This is a genomic window from Halomonas shengliensis (assembly GCF_900104135.1).
In the GTDB taxonomy this organism is placed as follows: Bacteria; Pseudomonadota; Gammaproteobacteria; order Pseudomonadales; family Halomonadaceae; genus Halomonas; species Halomonas shengliensis.
This window is the reverse complement of the sequence record NZ_FNIV01000005.1, coordinates 238331-255872: the sequence shown is the minus strand read 5'-3', so window position 1 is coordinate 255872 and position 17542 is coordinate 238331. Positions and strand designations below refer to the sequence as shown.

Annotated in this window: 15 protein-coding genes; 1 reads left to right on the top strand and 14 read right to left on the bottom strand. The window is 71.4% G+C overall.

The window, feature by feature from the left end; genetic code table 11:
* Positions 1 to 77: 77 nt before the first annotated feature.
* The gene (locus BLP95_RS09820) at positions 78 to 1910 is read right to left on the bottom strand and encodes a putative bifunctional diguanylate cyclase/phosphodiesterase (RefSeq protein WP_089678687.1); all 1833 of its coding nucleotides are present in this window, start codon (positions 1908 to 1910) and stop codon (positions 78 to 80) included.
* A 258-nt stretch (positions 1911 to 2168) separates the two neighbouring features.
* On the opposite strand from BLP95_RS09820, the gene BLP95_RS09815 reads away from it, so the two are divergent.
* Positions 2169 to 2963, top strand: a complete 795-nt coding sequence (locus BLP95_RS09815; RefSeq protein ID WP_089678686.1) for a 2OG-Fe dioxygenase family protein — start codon at positions 2169 to 2171, stop codon at positions 2961 to 2963.
* A 118-nt stretch (positions 2964 to 3081) separates the two neighbouring features.
* Here BLP95_RS09815 and BLP95_RS09810 read toward each other — a convergent pair whose 3' ends face one another.
* The 13 genes from BLP95_RS09810 to BLP95_RS09750 all read right to left on the bottom strand — a co-directional run bounded on the left by BLP95_RS09810 (position 3082) and on the right by BLP95_RS09750 (position 17508).
* The gene (locus BLP95_RS09810) at positions 3082 to 3666 is read right to left on the bottom strand and encodes a YceI family protein (protein ID WP_089678684.1); all 585 of its coding nucleotides are present in this window, start codon (positions 3664 to 3666) and stop codon (positions 3082 to 3084) included.
* Between the two features lie 52 nt (positions 3667 to 3718).
* On the bottom strand, positions 3719 to 4270 hold the full coding sequence (locus BLP95_RS09805) for a cytochrome b (protein WP_089678682.1): 552 nt from the start codon (positions 4268 to 4270) through the stop codon (positions 3719 to 3721).
* Between the two features lie 161 nt (positions 4271 to 4431).
* Positions 4432 to 5643 (bottom strand): O-succinylhomoserine sulfhydrylase, encoded by a 1212-nt coding sequence (locus BLP95_RS09800; RefSeq protein ID WP_089678680.1) that lies wholly within the window; start codon positions 5641 to 5643, stop codon positions 4432 to 4434.
* 7 nt (positions 5644 to 5650) lie between these two features.
* On the bottom strand, positions 5651 to 7174 hold the full coding sequence (gene purF, locus BLP95_RS09795) for an amidophosphoribosyltransferase (RefSeq protein WP_089678678.1): 1524 nt from the start codon (positions 7172 to 7174) through the stop codon (positions 5651 to 5653).
* A 71-nt stretch (positions 7175 to 7245) separates the two neighbouring features.
* Complete coding sequence (locus tag BLP95_RS09790; RefSeq protein WP_089678676.1) at positions 7246 to 7800, bottom strand: CvpA family protein; 555 nt, start codon at positions 7798 to 7800, stop codon at positions 7246 to 7248.
* Positions 7800 to 8474: an SPOR domain-containing protein gene (locus BLP95_RS09785; RefSeq protein WP_089678674.1), complete on the bottom strand. Its 675-nt coding sequence runs from the start codon at positions 8472 to 8474 to the stop codon at positions 7800 to 7802. The genes BLP95_RS09790 and BLP95_RS09785 overlap by 1 nt, the downstream gene beginning before the upstream one ends.
* Positions 8471 to 9862, bottom strand: a complete 1392-nt coding sequence (gene folC / locus BLP95_RS09780; RefSeq protein ID WP_089678672.1) for a bifunctional tetrahydrofolate synthase/dihydrofolate synthase — start codon at positions 9860 to 9862, stop codon at positions 8471 to 8473. The genes BLP95_RS09785 and folC overlap by 4 nt, the downstream gene beginning before the upstream one ends.
* Before the next feature lie 7 nt (positions 9863 to 9869).
* Positions 9870 to 10895, bottom strand: a complete 1026-nt coding sequence (accD, locus tag BLP95_RS09775; protein WP_089678670.1) for an acetyl-CoA carboxylase, carboxyltransferase subunit beta — start codon at positions 10893 to 10895, stop codon at positions 9870 to 9872.
* Between the two features lie 69 nt (positions 10896 to 10964).
* Positions 10965 to 11777: a tryptophan synthase subunit alpha gene (trpA, locus tag BLP95_RS09770; RefSeq protein WP_089678804.1), complete on the bottom strand. Its 813-nt coding sequence runs from the start codon at positions 11775 to 11777 to the stop codon at positions 10965 to 10967.
* Between the two features lie 15 nt (positions 11778 to 11792).
* Positions 11793 to 13031: a tryptophan synthase subunit beta gene (gene trpB, locus BLP95_RS09765; RefSeq protein WP_089678668.1), complete on the bottom strand. Its 1239-nt coding sequence runs from the start codon at positions 13029 to 13031 to the stop codon at positions 11793 to 11795.
* A 52-nt stretch (positions 13032 to 13083) separates the two neighbouring features.
* Entirely contained in the window at positions 13084 to 13713 is a 630-nt protein-coding gene (locus tag BLP95_RS09760) for a phosphoribosylanthranilate isomerase (RefSeq protein WP_089678666.1), read from the bottom strand.
* Entirely contained in the window at positions 13710 to 14630 is a 921-nt protein-coding gene (truA, locus tag BLP95_RS09755) for a tRNA pseudouridine(38-40) synthase TruA (protein WP_089678664.1), read from the bottom strand. Before truA ends, BLP95_RS09760 begins: the two co-directional genes overlap by 4 nt.
* Before the next feature lie 7 nt (positions 14631 to 14637).
* Positions 14638 to 17508 carry a FimV/HubP family polar landmark protein gene (locus BLP95_RS09750; protein ID WP_089678662.1) on the bottom strand — a complete coding sequence of 957 codons (2871 nt, stop codon included), beginning with the start codon at positions 17506 to 17508 and terminating at the stop codon, positions 14638 to 14640.
* Positions 17509 to 17542: the final 34 nt, after the last annotated feature.

Below are 17542 nucleotides of genomic sequence, written 5' to 3'. Positions count from 1 at the left end.
GGAAGGGTCGGATCGAGTCACGCAGGCTCCGGAAACAGAAGGTAGGGGCGGGATTCTACGCCACTACGCCGCGTCTCTCAGCTGCTGAGCGACGGCGGCGGGGCCGCCGGACCGGCCAGGAGGCGCTCGATCTCCGTCGCCGCCATCGGCGCATAGAAGTAGTAGCCCTGCACCAGGTCGCAACGCATCTCGCGGATCAGCGTCAGCTGCTCGGCATTCTCCACCCCCTCGGCCACCACCTCCAGGCCCAGCCGGTGGCCGATGAAGACGGTCGCCTCCATGATGGCGCGATCCTCGGGGCGCTCCGGCGCGTCACGCACGAAGGTGCGGTCGATCTTCAGCGCGGTCACCGGGAAGTGCTTGAGGTAGCTGAGCGAGGAGTAGCCGGTGCCGAAGTCGTCGATGGCGATCCGGAAGCCACGGTGATGGAGCCGCTCGAGGCCCTCGAGCACGTGGGCGTCGGCCTCGATCAGCACGTTCTCGGTGAGCTCGAGGCCGATGTGGCGGGGCCCCAGGCCGAAGCGCGAGAGGCAATCGTCGAGGCGCGCGAAGAGGTCGGCGCCGTTCATCTGGCTGCCGGAGAAGTTGATGTCGATACGCTCGAGCGCCAGGCCCGCCTCGCGCCAGGCCGCGCGCTGTCGGCAGGCCTCCTCCATCACCCAGTCGCCGATGCGATGGATCAGGCCGGAGCGCTCCGCCAGGGGAATGAACTCGGCCGGCGACACCGGCGCCCCCTCGGCGGGGAACCAGCGGAGCAGCGCCTCGAGGTTCTCCACCCGGCCGCTGACCGCCGAGACCTGGGGCTGGTAATGGAGCATCAGCTCGCCGTTCTCCAGGGCCCGCTCGAGCCGGTCGGAGAGGCGATGCTGGTGGAGCAGCTCGTCGTGCAGGCGCTGGTCGAAGTAGATCACCTGGCCGCGCCCCTTCAGCTTGGCGCGATTCTTGGCGACGTCGGCATTGCGGATCAACTCCCCCGCGCTCTCGCCGTTGGCCGGGAAGACGCTGACGCCCAGGCAGGCGGTGAGCTTGCGGGTGGTCGCCTCCAGGGCGAAGGGGGCCCGCATCACCTCCTGGACCTTGAGCACCAGCCGGGGGATATCCCCCTCGTGGGGCACGCCCGGGAACGCCAGCAGGAACTCGTCGCCGGAGACCCGGGACATCAGGTCCGAGACGCGCAGCCGCTCACCGAGCCGGGTGGCCAGCTGCACCAGCAGCTGATCGCCCTGTCGGTAACCGAAGGCGTCGTTGATCTCCACGAAGCGGTCGACATCCAGGTAGACCAGCACCACCAGGTTGCCCTGCTGACGGGCGTCCGCCAGCGCCTCGCAGAGCTGCGCCTCGAAGGTCTCGCGATTGGGCAGATGGGTCAGGTGGTCGAAACGCCTGGCGAAGTCCAGCTCGCGGTGGGCACGCTTCTGGTCGGACAGGTCGACGTCCACGCAGAACATCAGCGGCTCGTCGCTGTGCTCGTTGAGCATCACGTGGTGGGAGAAGACCGGCACCGACTCGCCGCTGCTATGGCGAAGCTCGAGCTCCTCGGCGGGGATCTCCACCCCCTCCTCGACCCAGGCACGGTGGGCCGCGATCACCCCCTCGCGCATGGCGTCGGGGATGATCAGGTCCTCCAGCAGGCGCCCCTGCACCTCCTCGGTGTCGTACCCATAGAGCCGGGTGCTGGCCTCGTTCCAGTAGATGACCCGGCGATCACGATCGTAGCCCTGCACCGCCACCCTGGGGAGGCTCTCGAGCAGGGCACGGAAGCGCAGCTCGCTCTCGCGGTACTGGCGGCGAACCCGTTCCACCTCCCCCGAGGCGGCAAGATCCGCCTCCTTCCGCCGGGGATCCCGGCGGAACAGTGGGAGACGCGGACGCCTCAGCCAATGCCTGAGGCGGAATCGGGGTCCACGCATTGCGGCTCTCGTCAGGGCGGTGGCCGTATCACGTCATGGCCAGGCGCGAGGTTGTCGTGAATCTCCTACACGCAGTCGAGGGTATCGCATCGGCGCCTTCCCGCCCAACGCCTCTTTCCACGCGCTTTCCTACACTGCTAGCTCGTCGCCGACTCGCCGTCGCCGTGTTACCGGCACGCGCGGGCCGGCGACGACATCCCTCCGGCCTCACGGCCGGCATTCCGGGGCCCGCTGGCCCCCACACGCAGGAGAGTCACCATGAAACTCGATACCCTCAAGCACGGCTATGGCATCAGCTCGCTGCCCTTCGCCCCACCCGCCGACTACTGGCCTGCGCGGGTAGCGGAGGAGCTGGCCCGCCAGCACTGGAGCCTGGCCGATGTCCACGGACGCATCGATCTGGCGGCCTGGCAGGGCTTCCTGGCGGACCTGCCGCGCGACCCCTACGTGAACCGACGCTGGAAGCGCATGTCCTGGCTGGGCCTGACGCCCAACGGTGGGGTCGAAAGCCTGGGCGAGTGCCCCATGGCGCAGGGCGGCGCCTTCAACGATGCCGAGAGCATGGCCGACCGCCTGCGCTACTACGCACCGCTGAACGACGCCTTCCTCGCCCGCCCGGACGTCAAGGCCTTCGTGCAGGGCTGGGCGGCGCTGTGGGGCATCGCCCCGGGGGAGCCGATCCTGATGCAGATCACCGGCGTACGCGGCGAGGGGCAGGTGGACCCGCTGCAGGGTCAGGGCATCCATGCCGACGGCTGCCAGGCGCTGAGCATCATGGTGGTCAACCGCGACAATGTCACCGGCGCCGAGAACCACCTCTACACCGACAAGGCCGGGCGGTCACCGGTCGCCGATGCGACCCTAGCCCCCGGCGAGGTGCTCCACCTGCGTGACGATCGCGTCTTCCACAGCGTGGACGGCATCCGCCAGCTGGACGAGACGCGCCCCTTCGAGCGCTTCATCATCATCATCAACAGCCGCTTCGTGGACGAGTTCCAGAACCGCATCCTGCGGCGACACTTCCCCGACGCGGTACTCTACTCGGGCCACTGAGCCGGGATCGAGGCAGGCGCCGACCTGCCCCGATCGGGCCTTTCCCCCACCGCAAAGAACCGCTCCCGGCCAGGCCGGGAGCGGTTCGTCGTGATGGGCGTTACCCGCAGGGGGACGCTTACTGGCGCACGCCCTCGAAGGTGACGTAGAGCTCGAGCTGGTGCATCACCTCGGGGAAGTCGCTCATGTCGATGCCGTAGTCGGCCAGGGTCAGGGTGGTGCTGCCCTCGAAGCCGGCGCGGTAGCCGCCCCAGGGGTCCTCGCCCTCGCCCAGCAGGGTGACCGGCATCTCGATGGCGTTGGTCTCGCCATGGAGGGTCAGCTCGCCGGAGAGCACGCCCTGGTTCTCGCCGGTCGGCTCGAAGCCGGTGGAGGTAAAGGTGGCGGTGGGGTACTCGCCGGCGTCGAGGAAGTCGCCGCTCAGGAAGTGCTTGTCGCGCTCGGCATGGTTGGTGTTCAGGCTGTCGACCTGGACCTCGACCTCGGCGCTGGACGCCTCGAGGTTCTCGGGGTCGTACTGGAAGCTGCCCTCGAACTCCTCGAAGCTGCCGAGGATGTAGGAGTAGCCCAGGTGGTTGATCTTGAACTGCACGAAGGCGTGCTGGCCGTCGGTATCGATGGCGTACTCGGCGGCCTGGGCCTGGCTCACGCCCACCAGGGCGGTGGCGCTCAGGGCGGCGGCGATGGCGGTCTTCTTGAACATCTCTCTCTCCTTTCGGGTGGTCGGAACGGTGGGTGAACGACGAGGCGGGCCGTCAGCGACGACCCACCCGGGGGTCCAGCATCCGGGTCAGCACCGGATGACGGTCGATGAGATGGTGCTTGAGGGCCGCGGCGGCGTGGCCGGCGGCCAGCACCATCAGCGCCAGGGCGGCATACCAGTGGATCGTGCCGGCCAGGGTCTCCTGGTTGGGCAGCCCGGTGATCAGCGCGGGCACGCTGAAGGCGTCGAAGACGCTGATGCCGCGACCATCGGCGGTGGAGATCAGGTAGCCGCTGACCAGCACCACCAGCATCAGGACATAGAGGGCGAGGTGGCCGAGGTGGGCAGCGAGGCGCTCCAGGCGATGGCCCAGGGCCCGCGGAGTGGGGTTGACCAGCCGCCAGGCAAGCCGCGCCAGGGTGGCGAAGAGCACCAGCATGCCCAGCGAGCGGTGCCACCAGGGCCCCAGGTTGTACCAGGGGTCGTAGTAGCCCAGCCCGGTCATCCACCAGCCCAGCACGAAGAGGCCGACGATCAGTACCGCCAGGATCCAGTGAAGCAGGATGCTGACGAGGCCCCAGCCCTTCTCGGTATTACGCCACATGCTCGTCCCTCTGATGAATCGATGGGCAAAGCCTACCCGAGGCGACCTTTCGAGTCCGCTGAATAATGCCGAACCAACCGTTCGGAAAAACCACATGCGTAGACGACGACGCCCGCCCCGCCGGGGGCGGGACGGGCGTCACGGATCGTGGGCAGCCACACTCAGGCCAGGGCGTCGAGGCCCCGCGCCAGGTCGCCACGGATGTCCTCGAAGGCCTCCAGGCCCACCGCGACCCGGATCAGCCCCTCGGTGATGCCGGCGGCGGCCTTCTGCTCGGCGGAGAGCCGCCCGTGGGTGGTGGTGGCGGGATGGGTGATGGTGCTCTTGACGTCACCCAGGTTGCCGGTGATGGAGAGCAGCCGGGTGGCATCGATCACCGACCAGGCCGCCTGCCGACTGCCCTCGGCGCCGCTGCCTTTGACCTCGAACCCCAGCACCGCCCCGAAGCCCTGCTGCTGGCGGGCGGCCAGGGCGTGCTGGGGATGGCTCTCGAGGCCACTATAGTGCACCCGGGCCACCGCGGGGTGCGCCTCGAGCCACTCGGCCAGGGCGCGGGCGTTGTCACAGTGGGCGCGCATGCGCAGCGCCAGGGTCTCGAGCCCCTTGGTGAAGATCCAGGCGTTGAAGGGGCTCAGGCAGGGCCCGCAGGTGCGTACCACCCCGAACACCTCCTCGAGCTCGCGGTCGCGGCCGACCACGGCGCCGCCGATCGCCCTGCCCTGGCCATCCAGGTACTTGGTGGCGGAGTGGATCACCAGGTCGGCGCCGAGCGCGAGCGGTTGCTGCAACGCCGGGGTCAGGAAGCAGTTGTCGATGGCCAGCAAGGCGTCTTGGCGATGGGCGATCTCGGCGAGCGCCGCGATATCCACCACCTCGGAGAGCGGGTTGGACGGCGTCTCGGCGAACAGCAGCCGGGTGGCCGGCGTCATCGCCGCCTCCCAGGCGTCGAGGTCCGAGAGCTCCACGTAGCGGGTGGTGATGCCGAGCTTGCCCAGGTACTTGTCGAAGAGGCTCACCGTGGAGCCGAACAGCGAGCGCGAGGCGACGATCTCGTCGCCGGCCTTGAGCAGCGCCAGGGCCGTGGAGAGGATCGCCGCCATCCCGGAGCTGGTGGCCACGCAGCGCTCGCCGCCCTCCAGCGCCGCCAGGCGGCGCTCGAAGGTGCGCACCGTGGGGTTGGTGAAGCGCGAGTAGATGTTGCCAGGCTCCTCGCCGGCGAACTTGGCCGCCGCCTCGGCCGCACTGCCGTAGACGAAGCTCGAGGTCGGGAAGATCGGCTCGGCGTGCTCCTGCTCGGCGGTGCGCTCGTGGCCGGCGCGGATCGCCAGGGTCGCCAGCGCCCAGTCCGGCTCGTAGGGTACGTTCGGATCCATGGCGGCCTCAGTCCTCGATGTCGTCGTCGAGATTGTGGGTGCCCACCAGGGCGTGATCCCCGGCGCTCTGCTGCTGCTTGGCGTCGTCGTTGCGCGAGGCCTCCAGTGCCGCCAGGTAGGCGTCGTCGATGTCGCCGGTGACGTAGTCGCCGTCGAAGACCGAGCAGTCGAAGGCGTCCAGGTTGGGATTCACCTCGCGGCAGGCCGCCTTGAGGTCCTCGAGGTCCTGGTAGAAGATCCGGTCGGCGCCGATCAGCTCGCCCACCTCGGCCTCGCTGCGGCCGTGGGCGATCAGCTCGCCGGCCGCCGGCATGTCGATGCCGTAGACGTTGGGGTAGCGCACCGGGGGGGCGGCGGAGGCGAAGTAGACCTTGCGGGCCCCCGCCTCCCGGGCCATCTGGATGATCTGCTTGCAGGTGGTCCCACGCACGATGGAGTCGTCCACCAGCAGCACGTTCTTGCCCTTGAACTCGACGCCGATGGCGTTGAGCTTCTGGCGCACCGACTTCTTGCGCTGGGTCTGGCCCGGCATGATGAAGGTCCGCCCGATGTAGCGGTTCTTCATGAAGCCCTCGCGGTAGGTCACCCCCAGGTGCTGGGCGAGCTCCAGCGCCGAGGTCCGCGAGGTGTCGGGGATCGGGATCACCACGTCGATGTCGTGTTCCGGCCACTCGCTCTGGATGCGGTCGCCCAGCTTGCGGCCCATCTGCATGCGGGTGCCGTAGACGTAGGCACCATCGAGGATGGAGTCGGGGCGAGCCAGGTAGACGTGCTCGAAGATGCATGGCGCCAGGCGCGGCGCATCGGCGCACTGCTGGGTGTGGATCTGGCCATCCATGTCGACGAAGATCGCCTCGCCGGGGGCAAGGTCGCGATGCAGCTCGAAGCCGCCCACGTCCAGCGCCACCGACTCGGAGGCGATCATCACCTCCTGGCCGGCGCCCTCGTCACGGGTGCCGAACACCACCGGACGAATGCCGTGGGGGTCTCGGAAGGCCACCAGGCCCACGCCGTTGATGATCGCCACCGCGGCATAGCCACCCTGGCAGCGACGGTGCACGCGGCGCACCGCGTCGAAGACGTCGCCGGGGGTGAGGTGGAGCCCCTGCTTGCCCAGCTCGTGGGCGAAGACGTTGAGCAGCACCTCGGAGTCCGAGCTGGTGTTGATATGGCGCAGGTCGGAGGAGAACAGCTCCTGCTTGAGGCGGTCCGAGTTGGTCAGGTTGCCGTTGTGGGCCAGCGCGATGCCGTAGGGGGAGTTGACGTAGAAGGGCTGGGACTCCGCCTCGCTGGAGGAGCCGGCGGTGGGATAGCGCACGTGGCCGATGCCGAGGTTGCCCTTCAGGCGTGCCATGTGGCGGGTATGGAAGACGTCCCGCACCAGGCCGTTGCTCTTGCGCAGCAGGAAGCGGCCCTCATGCCAGGTCATCATGCCGGCGGCGTCCTGCCCGCGATGCTGTAGCACCGTCAGGGCGTCATAGATGCCCTGGTTCACCGCCTGCTTGGCCATCAGGCCCACGATACCGCACATTCCACCTTACCTCGCTTGCCTTGAGCTTGCTTTCATGGGGTCGGGCGGCCGGGGCCGCCGCGACGCAATCGTCAGGGGTCGACGGCGGCGTCATCCGCGCCGTCGCCGGGGAGGACCGCCTCCAGGGAGGCGGGCGCCTCGGGGATACGGCCGTCCCAGGCCTCGAACTGGCTCACCGCCCAGTCGCGCAGCTGCTCCAGGTGCGGGCGCGTCACCGCGCCCTGCCACGCCTCGAGCCGGGCCAGGGGCGTGAGGCCGATCACGATGGTCACCAGCACCAGCACCGCCGCCCCCTTGGCCACCCCGAAGGCGGCACCGAGCAGGCGGTTGACCAGGCCCATGCCGACCCACTCCACGGCGGCCTGGAGCAGGCGGATGACGATGCCGCAGGCCAGCACCACGCCGAGGATGACCAGCACGAAGGCCAGCACCAGGCGTCCATCGGGGCTGTCGATCACCCCGGCCAGCAGGTCGGCCAGCGGCTGGGCCAGCACCCTGGCCGCCAGCAGGGCGACGACCCAGGCCGCCAGACCCAGTGCCTCGCGCACCAGGCCGCGCAGCAGCCCGGTGATGCCGGTGACGGCCAGCAGCGCGATGAACAGCCAGTCGAGCCAGGTCAGGGCCATCACTCCCTCACCCGCACCAGCAGGCCCTGCAGGTTGACCCTTGCCTTGACCTCGGCGACGGCACGCTCGCCGGCCTCGGCGCTGGCGTAGGGGCCCACGTAGACGGTGGTGAGCTCATCGCCACGCGGGCGGCTGTAGGCGTCGAAGCCCTCGTCGCGCAGCCGCGCCAGCAGCCGTTCGGCGTTGGCCGGCTCACCGAAGCTGCCGACCTGCACCGCCCACTCGCCCTGGGCGACGGCCTCGGGCACGGCGTTCTCTCCGCCCTGCGACGGCTCACCGCTCGCCTGGGCGAGGCGCTCATCGGCGGCCCGAGCCAGCTCGGCGATGGGGTCGACGCCTTGCGCCTCGGCGGGCTCGGGCGCCGTGGCCTCGGCGGCGGCCGGAGGCTCGGCGGCCTCGTCCTCCGCGCTCGGCTCGGGCCGGCCTGCCTCGGCACCTGTCGCAGGCGAGGGGGCCTCGTCCGGCGCCGTCGCGTCGCCGTCGCCCAGGCTCGCGGGCGGCACCGGCGCCGGCACGTCGTGGCGCTCCACCTCGATGGGGGCCTCGATGCGCTGGCTCGGCTCCGGGCGCTCGCCGCGGGGTGCCGGCTCGTCGAAGAGCATGGGCACGAAGATCACCGCCAGGGCGATCAGGATCACCGCGCCGCTCAGGCGCTCTCGCATGCCGTACTTCACGGGGCTACCTCCCTGGAGCTGGTGTCCGTGTCAGTCTGACCCGCCGGGGTCGACGGCGCCAGCCAGCCCAGCACCTCGCCCACGGTGAAGAAGGAGCCGCACACCAGCACCCGGTCCTCGGGCGCCAGGCGGCCGGCCAGCCAGGCTGCCGCCGCGGCGGGCGAGTCGGCGCGATGCAGCACCACGGCACCCTGCCCCTCGAGGCAGTCGGCGAGCGCCTCGGCGCCGCGCCCCCGCTCGCCGTCCAGGGTCGCGGTGACCCAGGCATCCACCACCGGCGCCAGGGCGGCGATGACGCCCTCGGCATCCTTGTCGGCGAGCATGCCCAGCAGGCCAAGGGTGCGCCCGGCGCTGGGATGCGCCGCCAGGCGGTCGGCCAGGTAGGCGGCGGCATGGGGGTTGTGACCCACATCGAGGCACCACTGGCCGACCCACTGCATGCGCCCGGGCAGGCGGACCTCGTTGAAGGCCCGGCGGCAGGCTTCCGGCCGAAGGGTAACGCCGGCGCACCGCAGGGCCTGGAGCGCCGTGGCGGCGTTGTCCAGCGGCAGCCCGGGGTCGGGTAGGTCGGTGATGCTGCTGGGGTCAGTCCCCAGCAGGGGCTCTTTCGTAGCCTGTGCGCAGGTCGACGCATCTTGCGTCTCAGCCGGGGGCTGATCCCTAAGGCTACGGAAGGTCCATCCCGTGCCGTCGCCGTCGCGCCCGAAGGCCTCGCCCAGGGCATGGACCTCGGCGGCCAATTCATCGGCGACCCGGCGCACGCTGCGTGGCAGGTCTCGGCTGCCCAGCACCGCGGGGCGGCCGGCTCGCAGGATGCCGGCCTTCTCGCGGCCGATTCCCTCCAGGTCCGTACCCAGGAAGGCGGCATGGTCCTGGGCCACGGTGGTGATCACCGCCACGTCGGGGTCGATGACGTTGACCGCATCCAGCCGCCCGCCGAGCCCCACCTCCAGCAGGGCCAGGTCAGGCACCCGCCGGGCGATGGCCCACAGCGCCCCCAGGGTGCCCACCTCGAAGTAGGTGAGGCTGACGGGCTCGCCGTCGAGACGCGCCCGTTCCACGGCGGCGAACCCGGCGATCAGGGTGGCGTCGTCGGCCTCCTCGCCGTCCAGGCGCAGGCGCTCGTTGTAGCGGATCAGGTGCGGGGAGGTGTAGGTCGCCGTGGTCAGGCCGTGGGCGCAGGCCAGCGCCTCCAGCATGGCCACCGTGGACCCCTTGCCGTTGGTGCCGGCCACGGTGATCACCCGCCCGGCCAGGGGCCGGGCGAGCAGTCCCATGCGCCGGGCGACCTCGGCCACGCGCTCGAGGCCGAGGTCGATGCCCAGGGGGTGGGCGGCCTCGAGCCGTGCCAGCCAGGCGTCCAGGGTGGTGGGCAGCGCCTCGCTCATGGGCGCGTCAGCGCCGCTCGTCGTCGGACGGGGCCGGGTCTGCCGCGGCCGCATCGCCCTGGCGGGGTGCCTCGGGCGCCATGGCCTCGTCGGTCGCTTCCGGCGCCTCGACCTCGGCCCGCTCGGCGGCCTCGACCAGGTCCGGCTCGGCCGCCGCGAGCGCGGGCTCGCCGACCGCCGGCTGGCCGGTCAGCTTGCGCAGCACACGACCCAGGGTGTCGCGCATCTCGCGGCGGTGCACGATCATGTCCACCGCGCCATGGTCGAGCAGGAACTCGCTGCGCTGGAAGCCCTCGGGAAGCTTCTCGCGCACCGTCTGCTCGATCACCCGCGGACCGGCGAAGCCGATCAGGGCGTTGGGCTCGGCCACGTTGAGGTCGCCGAGCATCGCCAGCGACGCCGAGACGCCGCCGAACACCGGGTCGGTGAGCACCGAGATATAGGGCACGCCGGCCTGCTTGAGCTTCTCCAGCGCCGCCGAGGTCTTGGCCATCTGCATCAGCGACAAGAGCGCCTCCTGCATGCGTGCCCCGCCGGAAGCGGAGAAGCAGATCAGCGGGATGCCCTCCTCCAGGGCCACGGTGGCGGCGCGCACGAACTTCTCGCCCACCACGGTACCCATGGAGCCGCCCATGAAGGAGAACTCGAAGGCCACCGTGACCACCGGCAGGCCGTCCAGGGTGCCGCGCATGGCGATCAGCGCGTCCTTCTCGCCGGTCTCCTTCTGGGCCGCGGCCAGGCGGTCCTTGTACTTCTTGGAGTCGCGGAACTTGAGGCGGTCGACGGGTTCCACCTCGGCGGCGATCTCCTCGCGGCCCTCGCGGTCGAGGAACCAGTCGAGGCGCTTGCGTGCCGTCAGACGCAGGTGGTGGTCGCACTTGGGGCAGACGTTGTGCTGCTTCTCGAGCTCGGGCAGGTAGAGCACCGCCTCGCACTTGGGACACTTGCGCCACAGGCCGTCGGGCACGCTTGCGCGGCGATCGTGGCGCTGGATACGCCCGATGGAGGGCACGATCTTGTCTAGCCAGCTCATGTCAGAAAGGGTCCGTGTCGGGTCGGCGCCCGGCGCGTGCCGGGCGCATGGAAGATAGCGTGACGAGGCTCAGCCGCTCAGGGCGTCCAAGGCCTGGCGCATCTCGCCGAGGACCGCCTTGAGCTCGGCGGGCACCGCCTCGGGACGCTCGGCGTTCTCGGCGATGCGGCCGACCAGCGCCGAGCCGACGATGACGCCGTCGGCCACCTTGCCCACCTCGGCGGCGGAGGCACCGTCGCGGATGCCGAAGCCGACGCACAGCGGCAGGTCGGTCATGCGCCGCAGCGGCGCCAGGTGGTCGGCCACATCCGCCGCGTTCAGCGTGGCGGAGCCGGTGACCCCCTTGAGCGAGACGTAGTAGAGGTAGCCCTCGCCATGGGCGCATATTGTAGCGGCCCGCTCCTCGGAAGTGGTAGGGGCCACCAGGAAGATCGAGGCGAGTCCATGCGACTTGAGCAGGGGGCCGAGCTCCTCGGCCTCCTCGGGGGGCATGTCCACCGCCAGCACGCCGTCGACGCCGGCCGCGGCGGCCTGCTCGGCGAAGGCGGAGAGGCCCAGGCGCTCCATGGGGTTGAGGTAGCCCATCAGCACCACCGGGGTGGTGGCGTCGGTCTGGCGGAACTCGCGCACCATCTCGAACAGGTGGCTGAGGCGCACGCCGTGCTTGAGCGCGCGCTCACAGGCCTTCTGGATCACCGGGCCGTCGGCCATGGGGTCGGAGAAGGGCACGCCCAGCTCGATGATGTCGGCACCCGCCTCCACCAGGGCGTGCAGGTAGCCCACGGTGTGCTCGGGGGCGGGGTCGCCGGCGGTGATGTAGGGGATGAGGGCGCGGCGGCCCTGGGCCTTGAGCTCGGCGAAGCGTTGGTCGATACGATTCATGGTCTGGGCCGTCATCTAGAATTCGATCCCGTCGAGCTTGGCGACGGTCATGATGTCCTTGTCGCCACGACCGGAGAGGTTGACGACGATGTTCTGGTCGGGGCGCATCGTCGGCGCCAGCACCTTGGCGTAGGCCAGGGCGTGGGCGGACTCCAGCGCCGGCATGATGCCCTCGACGCGGGTCAGCTCGCGGAAGGCCGCGAGCACGGCGTCGTCGTTGGCGGCCACGTAGTTGACCCGGCCGACGTCCTTCCACAGGGCGTGCTCGGGGCCCACACCGGGGTAGTCGAGGCCCGCCGAGATGGAGTGGGTGTCGGAGACCTGGCCGCCCTCGTCGGACATCAGGTAGGTGCGGTTGCCGTGGAGCACGCCGCGGGGCGCCCCGGAGGCGAGCGGCGCGGCGTGGCGGCCGGTCTCGACGCCGTCACCGCCAGCCTCGACCCCGTACATCGCTACCTCGTCATCCTCGACGAAGGGGTAGAAGAGCCCCATGGCGTTGGAGCCGCCGCCCACGCAGGCCACCAGCGCATCCGGCAGCCGGCCGAACTCCTCGACGGACTGGCGACGCGCCTCACGGCCCACCACGGCGTTGAAGTCACGCACCAGCATCGGATAGGGGTGGGGGCCGGCCACGGTACCGATGATGTAGAAGGTGTTGTCGACGTTGGTGACCCAGTCGCGCAGCGCCTCGTTCATGGCGTCCTTGAGGGTGCGGGTGCCGGACTCCACCGGGATGACGTTGGCCCCCAGCAGGCGCATGCGGTAGACGTTGAGCTTCTGGCGCTGCACATCCTCGGCGCCCATGTAGACGTCGCACTCGAGTCCCAGGCGCGCCGCCACGGTGGCGCTCGCCACGCCGTGCTGGCCGGCGCCGGTCTCGGCGATCACCCGCGGCTTGCCGCTCTTCTTGGCCAGCAGCGCCTGGCCGATGGTGTTGTTCACCTTGTGGGCGCCGGTGTGGTTGAGGTCCTCGCGCTTGAGCCAGATCTGTGCCCCGCCGAGCTGCTTCGACCACCGCTCGGCATGATAGAGCGGCGAAGGACGACCCACGTAGTGGGCCAGGTCATAGTCGAATTCCGCCTGGAAGGCCGGGTCGTCGCGAAGACTCAGGTAGGTCTTCTCCAGCTCGTCCAGGGCGAAGCTCAGGGTCTCCGAGACGAACCGGCCGCCATAGGGGCCATAGTGGCCGCGGGCATCCGGCAGTCGGGTCAGGTCACTGAACTTGCTCACGAAAGACACCTCACAGGTCGCCATTGGGGGGCTTGGGGGATGACAGGCAGTGCCGGGCGCGGTGCACCCGCGACGCTCAGGGGCGGCGGGCGTCGCCCTCGCGCACCGCGGCCATGAAGGCCGCCATGCGTTCGGCATCCTTGACGCCGGGGGCCGCCTCGATGCCGCCGGAGACATCCAGCGCGAAGGGCGCCACGGCGGCGATGGCGTCGGCGGCATTCGCCGCGCTCAGGCCTCCGGCGAGGATAACAGGTTTTGCCAGGCTTGCGGGGATTCGCGACCAGTCGAAGGTGGCCCCGGTGCCCCCCGGCACCCCCGGTCGGTAGGCATCGAGCAGCAGCGCCCGGGCGCCGGCATAGGCATCGACGGCCGCCGGCAGGTCGAGGCCATCGCGCATGCGCAGCGCCTTGATCCAGGCTCGCTCGAAGCGAGCACACTCGGCCGGCGCCTCGTCGCCGTGGAACTGCAGCAGGTCGAGGTGCGCGGCACAGCGCTCGACCAGCGCCGGGTCCTGGTCGACGAAGAGCCCCACCCGAGTCACGAAGGCCGGCACGCGTTCGGCCAGCGCGGCCAGACGGGCCTCGTCCACGGCACGCTTGCTGCCGGGCCACAGCACGAAGCCCAGGGCGTCGGCGCCGGCGGCCACCGCGGCATCCACGTCCTCGGGGCGGGTCAGGCCGCAGAACTTCACGCGGGTGCGCCTCATGTGGCCTCCCCTTCCGCCGCCACCGGACGGCCGCGGCGGAACGCGACCCAGGGACAGTCGGGGAGCGGGCGCTCCCCGGTCCACTCGCCGAGGAAGGCGAGCAGGTTGGGGCCCAGCGGCTCGGCGGGCAGGCCCCAGGCGTCGTCGTAGAGGGAGTCGACGAAGTGCAGACCACAGGCCGGCGCGGTGACGTCGGCGCGGGTGCGATCCCTGAGCGCCATCAGCTCGGCCAGGTAGTCGTCGCCGGCCTCGCCACGGCCGACCGTGACCAGGGCGCCGGCGATGTTGCGGATCATGTGGTGCAGGAAGGCGTTGCCCTGGACGTCGATCACCACCAGCGGGCCGTGGCGATGCACCTCGATGAAGTGCAGGTGCCGCCAGGGGGTCTTCGACTGGCAGCCCGCGGCGCGGAAGCTCGAGAAGTCGTGCTCGCCCACCAGCGCCTGGGCGGCGCGGTGCATGGCGTCGGCGTCCAGCGGGTCGCGGCACCAGGTGACGTTGGCGCGCTCCAGCACCGGGCGGCTGGGCTGGTTGAGCAGCACGTAGCGGTAGCGCCGTGCCAGGGCCTTGAAACGGGCGTGGAAGTCGTCGGGCACCTGGGTGACCCAGCGCACGGCGATGTCCCGCGGCAGGTTGGCGTTGACCCCGAACACCCAGGCCTTTTCGGAGCGCGGCGCCGGGACGTCGAAGTGGATGACCTGGCGGGTGGCATGCACGCCGGAGTCGGTGCGTCCGCTGGCATGCACCGTCACCGAGGCGCTGGCCACCCGGGCGAGCGCCGTCTCCAGGGCGCCCTGCACCGAGGCGGCGTGCTTGAGGCGTTGCCAGCCGCAGTAGCCGCTGCCGTCGTATTCGACCGCCATGGCCAGGCGTCCGGCCAGGGGGGTCCTGTCGTCGAGGGGGTGAAACAGGGTCATGAAGGGATCAGGGTTCCAGTCGTCTGCGCAGCGCCAGCGCCTCGTCGCGGATGGCCGGGTCGTCGCTGCGGGAGAGCTCGTCGAGCAGCTCCCGGGCGTGCCCGGCCTCGCCAGCCTCGACCAGCCGATGGGCCTCGGCCAGGCGGTCGGACGGGGTCGCGGCGGAGAAACCGCCATTATCCGGCTCCAGGGGCGGGAAGGAAACCTCCTCGACCTCCCAGGCCTCGGGCAGCGGCCTGTCGGGGGCCGAAGCGCCCTGGTCGCCGCCCTGATCGTCGCCATCGGGCTCGGCATCGGGCCGCGGCAGGCTCTCGCCGGTGTCGAAGCCGGCCCCCTTCTCGGCCAGCCCCAGCCCCTGCGGGGCGAAGTCGACGCTGGGCTGCATCGGCGTCTCCTCCCGCGGGGCCACGGAGGTGTCGAGGCTGGGCGGGCGGTAGTCGATCACCTCGCGACCATCGTCGCCCTGACGTGTAGGCACCTCGGGAAGCGCCTCCTCCTGCTCTTGCCCGGCAGCGGGCGCCTCCGCGGCGGCCGCCTCGCCCTGCCCTGCCGGGGGCGTCACGCCAGGGTCGCCGTCGGCCGTGGTGGCCTCGTCCGCCCGCCGGGTGTAGACGACATCGTCGGGGGCGGCATCATCGGAGGCGGTCTCGTCCGCAACCTCGGGCTCGGGGCGTCGATAGGCAGAGGGATCCGCCGGGGTGACGGGCGGCGCCACGCCCATGGGGTCCTCCGCCGCGGATGCCCTGGGCTCCCCGTCCGGCGTATCGTCACGCGGCTCGGCGCCGCGGGCATTCGCCCCCTGGGCTGACGGGTCCTCGGGGTCGACCTCGGCACCTTGTTGGGCATGCTCCTCGCCGGCCTCGTCGAAACGCCGCGGCGGCAGGGCAGCGGCCTCCACGAAGTGGGCGCGATCCCCGCGCGGCTCGGCCGCGGCCTGGCCGGACGCCGCCACGGAGAGCCCGTGGCGCGCCATCAGGCCCTCGGCCTCCTCGATCACCGCCGGGTTCCCGCCCTCGTGCAGCCGCGCCAGCTCGCGTTCGGCGGCCTCGCGGCTGCCCTGCTCGAGATGCACGCCCAGCAGCTTGAGGCGCAGGTCATCGCGCTCCGGCTCGCGTGCCAGGCTTGCCTCGAGCAGCTCGCGGGCCTGGTCATAGCGGCCGTAGGCGATGAAGATGTCGGCCTCGTTGATCGCCTCCGCCTGGGGCAGGCTGGCGCGGACCGAGCGCTCGACAGGCGCCTGCTCGTCCGCTGCAGCCGGCTCACCGGGCGTCGCCGCGGCGGCGCCCGGGGCGGAGGCCCCGGGCGTGGCCACCCGTACCTGACCGGCCGAAGCCTCCTCGCGCTCCTCGCGACCCCGGCGCCGGCGTACCGCCAGCCACAGCGCCAGCAACGCGGCGAGGCCGGCGCCGCCCAGCATCAGGTTGCGGTCCACCTGCCCCGGGAAGAACGCGCCCCACCAGGCAGCCTCCTGGCCCTCCTCGGCGGGCGCGGCGAGGCCACCGGCCCCGGCACCCTCGGCACCGCCGGCACCGGCACCGAGCCGGGCCAGCTGGTCGCGCAGGGCGTCGAGCTCCTGGCGCATGTCGCCAAGCTCGTCGCGCAACTCATCGCGCTCGGCCTGCACCGCCTCGAGCTCCGCCTGACTCTGCTGCCAGCGGCTCTCGAGACGCAGCAGGCGCTGGTCCTCGGTGAGCTCGCCATCGCCGAACAGCGCCGCCAGGAGCTCGGGGTCGACCTCGACCCTGGCCTCCCCGGCGTCCCCCTCGGCGGCGAGCGTCTCGGTCGCCTCCGACTCGGCGGCAGTCTCGGCATCGCCAGCCCCGGTGCCACTCTCCCCCGCCTCGGCCGACGCCCGGGTCTGCTCCGCCGCCAGCTCGGCATCGGTCAGCAGGGTCAGGCGCGGCTCGGGGCCTTCGGCATCGGTTCCGGCCTCGCCAGGTTCGCTCGCCGTGGCCGGCTCGGCGTCGGTGGCCGATGGAGGCTCGGCATCCGGCGCGGCAGCCTGAGCCACGGAAGTGTCGGTCGACGCCTGCTGGGCGGAGGCCACCGCGGTCGCGGCCGCCTCATCGCCCCCCAGCGGCACCCGCGCGGGAGCACCGCCGCCACGGTTGGCCCAGGCCTGGTTCATGGCAGTGACGATACGATCGGCCTCGGCCTGGGAGCGCGCGGCGATGCGCTCGCGATCCGGCACCGCCAGGGTGAAACCGGCACGCATGGCGTTGATGTTGCCCGAGGGGAAGACCTCGGGGTTGGCCGCCACCAGCGCCACCATCATCTGGTTCATGCTGATGCCGCTGTCCGGCCGCAGGCGTCCGGCCACCGCCCAGAGGGTATCGCCGCTGCGCACCCAGGCGGGGTCGCCGGCGGGCGAGCCGCCACCGGGTGCTGGCGCGCGGGTCGCGGCGGCCCGGCGCGCCTCCCGGGACGGGGTGGGGGCAGGCGCCGCCACCTGACGGGAGGGCGCCACCAGCGCCGGCATCTCGTCGTAGTTGGGCGGGTCGAGCAGCAGGGTCACCTCGCGTACCTGCTGCCCGGTGGGCCAGTCGAAGCGCAGCAGCAGGTCGAGCCAGGGCTCGCGCACCGGCCGTTCGGTGGTGAGGTCCACCACCAGGTCACCCTGGCGACGGGCGACCTCGGCCCGAACGCTGGCGGCCAAGGGGGTGCGAGCCAGGCCGGCGGCGGCATAGGCCCGCTCGTCTGCCACGGTGACGTTGAGCAGGCCGGGCTGGATGCCGCCGGCATCGGTCAGGGGAATCGTGGCGCGCAGGGGCGCATTGAGGGTGGAGCGCACGTCCGTCTCCCCCAGCCCCAGGCCGAGCGCCACGGGGCTGGCGGCGGAGAGCGAGAGCAGCATGGCGAGTGTCAGCTTGCGTTTCATGAGATTCCCTTGCAGACGTCGGCGAAGCCTGACG